9 protein-coding genes are annotated in these 5,955 nt (G+C 36.4%); 3 read left to right on the top strand and 6 right to left on the bottom strand.

Annotation, left to right across the window (positions count from 1 at the left end):
- Window positions 1-534 (top strand): DUF932 domain-containing protein (locus G5B32_RS17180; protein WP_206366943.1); only part of this gene is annotated, 534 nt, incomplete at its 5' end.
- Between the two features lie 78 nt (window positions 535-612).
- Here the strand turns inward: G5B32_RS17180 and hmpA are convergent.
- Genes hmpA through G5B32_RS16555 form a run of 5 tightly spaced genes read right to left on the bottom strand, consistent with a single transcriptional unit; the run spans window position 613 to window position 3,462 of the window.
- The gene (gene hmpA, locus G5B32_RS16575) at window positions 613-1,824 is read right to left on the bottom strand and encodes an NO-inducible flavohemoprotein (RefSeq protein WP_165292610.1); all 1,212 of its coding nucleotides are present in this window, start codon (window positions 1,822-1,824) and stop codon (window positions 613-615) included.
- A 58-nt stretch (window positions 1,825-1,882) separates the two neighbouring features.
- Window positions 1,883-2,320 (bottom strand): RrF2 family transcriptional regulator, encoded by a 438-nt coding sequence (locus G5B32_RS16570; RefSeq protein WP_165292609.1) that lies wholly within the window; start codon window positions 2,318-2,320, stop codon window positions 1,883-1,885.
- Between the two features lie 3 nt (window positions 2,321-2,323).
- The gene (locus tag G5B32_RS16565) at window positions 2,324-2,665 is read right to left on the bottom strand and encodes a phosphoribosylpyrophosphate synthetase (RefSeq protein ID WP_165292608.1); all 342 of its coding nucleotides are present in this window, start codon (window positions 2,663-2,665) and stop codon (window positions 2,324-2,326) included.
- Between the two features lie 29 nt (window positions 2,666-2,694).
- A complete protein-coding gene (locus tag G5B32_RS16560) occupies window positions 2,695-3,033 on the bottom strand; it encodes a cupin (RefSeq protein WP_165292607.1) in 339 nt (112 codons plus the stop codon).
- Window positions 3,034-3,075: 42 nt separating this feature from the next.
- Window positions 3,076-3,462 (bottom strand): group III truncated hemoglobin, encoded by a 387-nt coding sequence (locus G5B32_RS16555; RefSeq protein ID WP_165292606.1) that lies wholly within the window; start codon window positions 3,460-3,462, stop codon window positions 3,076-3,078.
- 329 nt (window positions 3,463-3,791) lie between these two features.
- Here G5B32_RS16555 and G5B32_RS16550 point away from each other — a divergent pair, with 329 nt between their 5' ends.
- Window positions 3,792-4,250, top strand: a complete 459-nt coding sequence (locus G5B32_RS16550) for a mobile mystery protein A (RefSeq protein WP_165292605.1) — start codon at window positions 3,792-3,794, stop codon at window positions 4,248-4,250.
- Window positions 4,241-4,837: a mobile mystery protein B gene (locus G5B32_RS16545; RefSeq protein ID WP_165292604.1), complete on the top strand. Its 597-nt coding sequence runs from the start codon at window positions 4,241-4,243 to the stop codon at window positions 4,835-4,837. Before G5B32_RS16550 ends, G5B32_RS16545 begins: the two co-directional genes overlap by 10 nt.
- A gap of 46 nt (window positions 4,838-4,883) precedes the next feature.
- Here G5B32_RS16545 and G5B32_RS16540 read toward each other — a convergent pair whose 3' ends face one another.
- A complete protein-coding gene (locus G5B32_RS16540) occupies window positions 4,884-5,066 on the bottom strand; it encodes a hypothetical protein (protein WP_206366942.1) in 183 nt (60 codons plus the stop codon).
- Between the last annotated feature and the right edge of the window lie 889 nt (window positions 5,067-5,955).

Below are 5,955 nucleotides of genomic sequence, written 5' to 3'. Positions count from 1 at the left end.
AACACGTTAAGCACACAGCTAGAAAGTATCTTCAATGGTTGGACAAAGGTAAAAGTAGCAGACCAAGAGGTTAAAAAATTAATCCAATTGGCACTTTGTCCGAATAAAGAAACATTGGATTTACTCCAAAAAGGAGCGGAAGATGAAATGTCCACCGTATTCAAAAATGTTGTTGAAGATACTTTTGCGTATGCGATGATAAGTGATACACAACAAATGGACACCACAAAAGGCACTTTATTTGGAGCGTATAATGCTGTTACAGGCTACTATCAAAACGTAAGAAATTACAAAAATGATGAAGCCAAACTGCAAAGTGTTGTTGACAACGAGAAAGTAGCATCAGAAACTAAATCTTATCAGAAAATACCGCATATCCTATCCTTTGTGGATGAACATGGCGAGGACAAAATGAAAGAGGATATTGAATCGAACTACAGACAGATAAAATTTGATGTTGTCCATGTTATTGAAAGCGAAATTGAACGTATCAAAAATGATCCCGATTTACAACACTTGATTCAGGAGGCCTAACTTGATAAGGTTCTAATGTAACTAGCCCCGGTACATCTGTATGTCCGGAGCTGTTATTTTAATCAAATTAAACTAGACTTAGTTAACCTGTAATGAAGCAGGACCGAATTCTTCAAAATGAATGGCCGACTTCGGTACATTGTTATCCACAAGGAAAGTATAATGTTTTGAGATAAATGGTCCGGGACCACAGATATAATATTCAGCCTGTTGATCTATAACTTGATCTTTTATCTTTGATAATTCAACCCATCCTTGATAAAACGAAGTATCCAATGATTCCACTTGATCGTAAAAGATATGTTGACGTATATTTAGATGTGAATTTGTGATTTCTGCCAACCTATCTTTAAAGGCATGTACAGCCTCGTTACGACAACCATGTATCCAGGTGATTGGCGTGCTTTCGTCTTCATTTTTACGTTGTACCAAATCTTCCAGCATAGCCATAAGTGATGTTTGTCCAACTCCACCGCTAATAAATACCTTAGGTCTTGACAGTTCAGTATTTAGTACAAAGACACCTGAAGGGGCTGATAGATCAATAAGATCACCTTCATTCACGTGATCGTGCAGACGATTACTGATCATCCCGTCAGGGTGTGTGTTACCGGATTCACGTTTTACCGAAATGCGGTAGTATTTACCGTTCGGAGAACAGGAGATACTATATTGACGCGGTTGAAGTAAGTTTAATTCCGGAAGAAATAAACGCAAACTGATATATTGACCAGGCTGAAAATCAGCCACCACACCATTATCCGAAGGATATAAATAAAATGAAGTAATTTCGGTAGATTCTTTTACTTTTTCCTTTACCACAAATGGTCGCCAGCCAGCCCATCCGCCAGTTTTATTGATCTGATCGTTATAAATTTTCTGTTCGTGACCACTCATCAAAGTGGCTAATTGCTGATAGGCCATTGTCCAGGCTTCCAGTAGTTCCGGTGTTGCAGTTTCGCCCAGAACTTCACCAATAGATGCTAGCAGATGTTTACCCACAATTGCATAGTGCTCCGGACGTATATCCAAACTGGTATGTTTATGACCAATGTTGTCAAGTACCGGTAATAATACCGATGGATTTTCAATATGTTCAGCATAAGCCAATACTGCCATAGCTAATGCGGTCTGCTGTTTCTGATTTTTTTGATTACCCATATTGAACACATGTTTCAACTCAGGGTTATGTCCGAACATACGTTTGTAAAAATGGGTTGTCAGTAATACGCCATGTTCTTTAAGTACCGGAACGGTTGCTTTTACGAGGTTTTTTTGATCTTGTGTCATTTTTTTGAACTATATTAATAATAGAAGATAAAATTGTCTTCTATTTTGTGAAATTTTTTTATTTGTTTAATGTAAGCTGTCCTTTTATCAGTTCATGATTGAACTGACCAATAGTTGTATCCATCAGCATACGGGTAATCTTGTTACGAACTTCTTTGAAGTCATTGTGCAAAGGACATGGGTTTTCTTCGGAGCAATAACTCAGTCCCATACCACATCCGGTAAAAATTTGTTCCCCTTCAAAAGTGGTAACGATATCAGCAAGAGGACGGGTTAAACTTTTAGCATCCAGGTAAAAACCTCCATTTGGGCCCTTGATAGATTGGACAAGCCCTTCTTTACTGAGTTTTTGCAAGATTTTGGCAAGGAAGTGTTCTGGTGAATCTATATGTTCCGCTATTTCTTTAATACCAGAACGGTGGCCTTCTTGCGATCTTTGAGCAATGTAAAACATTGCTCTCATTGCATATTCGCAAGTTTTGGAGAATATACCCATATTCTAATTGTTATTTTGTGCCCTTCTGTGGAGATCCTCTACCAATTTCGATGACCTGTATCCAAAATCAGCACCAAAACTATTTATAACTAATCCCTTAACCTCATGTTTTTCAGAAGAAATGGCAAAGACTATACTCTCATCTGCCGGATCCGACATCCCCTCAAATCGGTATATTTCATCGATAAGGAATTCATCCGGAGATAATTCCAATGAGTGATCCTGACAATAAATACATTCTTTCCCGTCAGGAATCAAGAAGTCTTTTGTATATCCTCTTTTCTGCAAATCATTTACTGCTTCACTAAGCGTATCGTAACTAAAAGTATTTTCTTTATTTTCCATAATAATGATTAGGTATATTCATTTGATTGTTATTTGCTGATCTGTTCAACCCTTGAAATATTGTCCAATTTATGCAAAGAAAGTCTAACGATACTATCTTCTATTGCGATCAGATCATGAGGTACCGAAGCTTCTAAGGCTACCAACATACCTTTATTAAGTATATGCCGTTCACCCAATACCCCAAAGTCGATGCTTCCTTCAACTATTTCTACTACAATCGGATATCCGGCTTTGTGTTCTTTCATTTCCTGATTTTCCCGGAAAACAATCCTAACTTCTTTTATTGTGTTAGTATTTAAAAGAACAGTAATTGCTGGTTTACTATCTCCGTGTGTTATATTTTCAAAAATAGATGCTTTTTCCATAGATTGATATTAAATTATTTATCCATTTACCTATTCAGATACTCAAAGAATAGGTTTCACGTTGTTGTTTCTATAATACTCAATTTTTGAAAGAAACATGGCTGCCATTTTATCGCCTCTCCATTTCGCTTCTTCAGCAATCTTTCCTGTAAAATGATTGTCAATTGTCTCATTCCATAAAAGTATCCAACGATCAAAATGACTTTTCTCTATGGGTAAAGGTGCATGTAGCGCAAAAGGGCTTCCCTGATACGTGTGATCATTTAATAAAACTGTTTGCCAAAATCGGTACATTTTTTCAAGATGGGTATCCCAGTCTTGAATTTTGTCATTGAACAATTTTCCAATTATTGGATCTTTTCTCACTTTGCCATAGAACGAATCTACTAGTTGACGAATATCTAAAATATTTTCTATGTCATGTATCATTATTTATGACGTGTTTAATTTGACTTACTTTGATAGAACAAAGGTAAGCAAATAATAATAAAAGATATTGTTGTCCTTTATTATTTTGAAATTCATTTGACAACCTGGTTAATGGTCTAATTTCTATTTTTATCAACCTATCATTTGTCATACTATAGATTTACTATTACTTCGTAAAGTAAGCCTAGGGTTTTACTTTTTACTTTTATATGTCAATCTATAGTCTTACTATTTTGTTATAAAGTAAGTCTTTAGTTTTACTTTTTGTTTGTATATGTCATATTATAACCTTACATTTAAATTATTATTATCATATTAAAGCTTGACTTATGATAAAGAAAAAATTACAGATTCAGCATTTAAGCACTAAAATAGAGGCTTTTAGAAATATTCAGACCATTCCCATGCCTCCTAGTGGATGGATTCGTGCTATTCGTACAGCACTAGGAATGTCAATGCAACAATTAGGAAACAGATTATCCATTACCAAACAAAGTGTACAAGATATGGAGCGAAGGGAAAAAGATGGTACTATATCTCTAAAATCCTTAAAAGAGACAGCTCATGCTTTGGATATGCAACTCGTATATGGTTTTGTCCCAAAAGACGGGTCTCTTGAAAAGTTGATTGAACGGAAAGCGAAGGAATTAGCAATGCAGATCGTATTACGTACTTCAAATTCCATGAAACTTGAAGATCAAGAAAATTCAAAGAAGCGTATTGAAAAAGCGATACAGGAAAGGACCGCTGAAATAGTAAGCGAAATGCCTAAGATTCTATGGGATTAGATTTCGAGTACAATCCAGGACAGACTCCCTTAGATCCGGAAGAAATAGACGGCTTGCTGATTGACACCATATCCACACGGGGTGAACTTGATGAGTTTGAACAGCAGAACATTGAAGAGGCTGTACAATGGGTGCTTAAACGTAGATTGAGACCAGATCAGATCCTAAGGGAAGCCTTCATATGCCAGTTGCATCAAAAAATGTATGGTGATGTATGGTCTTGGGCAGGACAGTTCCGTAATACCGAAAAAAATATCGGTATTGCCAGATGGAGAATTGGCCCTGAGCTAAGAACTTTGTTAGATGACACGTTATATTGGGTGGAACACAATACCTACCCGCCGGAAGAGATCGCTTTAAGGTTCAAGCATCGTATCGTAAGCATCCACTGTTTTCCGAATGGAAATGGCAGACATAGCCGGCTTATGGCCGATATCATCATTGACAAAATTTTTAAACAAAATGTATTTAGCTGGGGTGCTGCCAATCTTGTACATCAGGGAGAAACAAGGGTAACCTACTTACAGGCAGTAAGGGCAGCAGATGCAGGGGATATAGGCCCATTGATTGAGTTTGCTCGATCGTGATCAGTATAAGGGAGAGCAAAAAGCTCCCCTTTATACTACTTATTTGCTAACTTTCCTCTAGTTCTGCTATGTATTTGGCTTGAAGAGCAATAACCTTATCTTTTTCTTCAATCAATCTATCATAAAGGTTTGTTTCATTTTCAGATTTCTCCTGAATAGTCACACTTGCATTAATAAACCCGATTTTATTTTCTTTTATTTCGTGTGAAATAATAAAAAGATATCCCAATGCGTGTAAAGGGAAAGTCTTTATAAGGGCAAACCATCCTACCAACCTTAATTGCAAGGATTATTAACAAAAAAAGACGCCGAATTATGAGCTATTATATAGACGGAAGACATTGAAGGTGAGGACAAAAATAAAAATGCCGAAACCAAAATGACCTCAGATCCTGATCGCTGAAGGTCATTAAAAAGCGCCTGCCAGTAATTGCCTGCTCTTTACATAGCAACTGTCGTAATGTTATGGCTATGCAAAAAGTTGATGATTTCCTGATGTTCCTTAGTAAAAATCTCAAAAGAATGCAAATTTTCCAAGTTCTAATCAACAACAACAATATGCATCTTGGAGCCTATATCAATCCCTGCTGCATGTGGATTGACAATCTGCCTTGAAATAATGTTTTTTTCCATGGTATTCCTGATTAAGAAACTTTTTTTGGACACATACTCCAAATAAAAAATTATCTGGCCGGGATTCCATCAGGATCATCAAGTAATTCGTCAAATGTCTATCTATTATGATAGACCCATTGTATGTGAACTAGACTTTAGGAAGGACTCGAAAAGTAGTACCATTAGAATGTTCGGTTTCTTGAAAAAGTTTCGCTAATAATTTATAAACTAGATCGGAAAGTTATCTCCGCTCTTCGATTGCGAAGCAAAATATTGTGATTCTAGGACAAGACATTTGAGCAAGACATTTGAGCAAGCGGAAGTTGGGTAGAGCCCTACTTTTCTTGGTCTAACTTGTCCAAATGGAGATTCTGGTATCCTTTGAATATATCTTATCTATTTTGCTGTTAGTTTAGATTGATATTTAGTATACTTTTAAGTATACTATAATGGGGGTATTCACCTTCTAGAGCCAACTTATGCCACTTAAGGTCAAGAATAAA

The organism is Sphingobacterium sp. SGL-16, from assembly GCF_011043515.1.
Taxonomy (GTDB): Bacteria; Bacteroidota; Bacteroidia; order Sphingobacteriales; family Sphingobacteriaceae; genus Sphingobacterium; species Sphingobacterium litopenaei.
The sequence above is the reverse complement of the archived record's forward strand: the minus strand, read 5'-3'. Positions and strand labels throughout refer to the sequence as shown.

Coding starts and splice junctions, on each gene's coding strand:
- G5B32_RS16545 (WP_165292604.1), top strand. CDS start 4,241: ATGGGATTAGATTTCGAGTACAATCCAGGACAGACTCCCTTAGATCCG.
- G5B32_RS16570 (WP_165292609.1), bottom strand. CDS start 2,320: ATGGGTATATTCTCCAAAACTTGCGAATATGCAATGAGAGCAATGTTT.
- G5B32_RS16550 (WP_165292605.1), top strand. CDS start 3,792: ATGATAAAGAAAAAATTACAGATTCAGCATTTAAGCACTAAAATAGAG.
- hmpA (WP_165292610.1), bottom strand. CDS start 1,824: ATGACACAAGATCAAAAAAACCTCGTAAAAGCAACCGTTCCGGTACTT.
- G5B32_RS16565 (WP_165292608.1), bottom strand. CDS start 2,665: ATGGAAAATAAAGAAAATACTTTTAGTTACGATACGCTTAGTGAAGCA.
- G5B32_RS16555 (WP_165292606.1), bottom strand. CDS start 3,462: ATGATACATGACATAGAAAATATTTTAGATATTCGTCAACTAGTAGAT.
- G5B32_RS16560 (WP_165292607.1), bottom strand. CDS start 3,033: ATGGAAAAAGCATCTATTTTTGAAAATATAACACACGGAGATAGTAAA.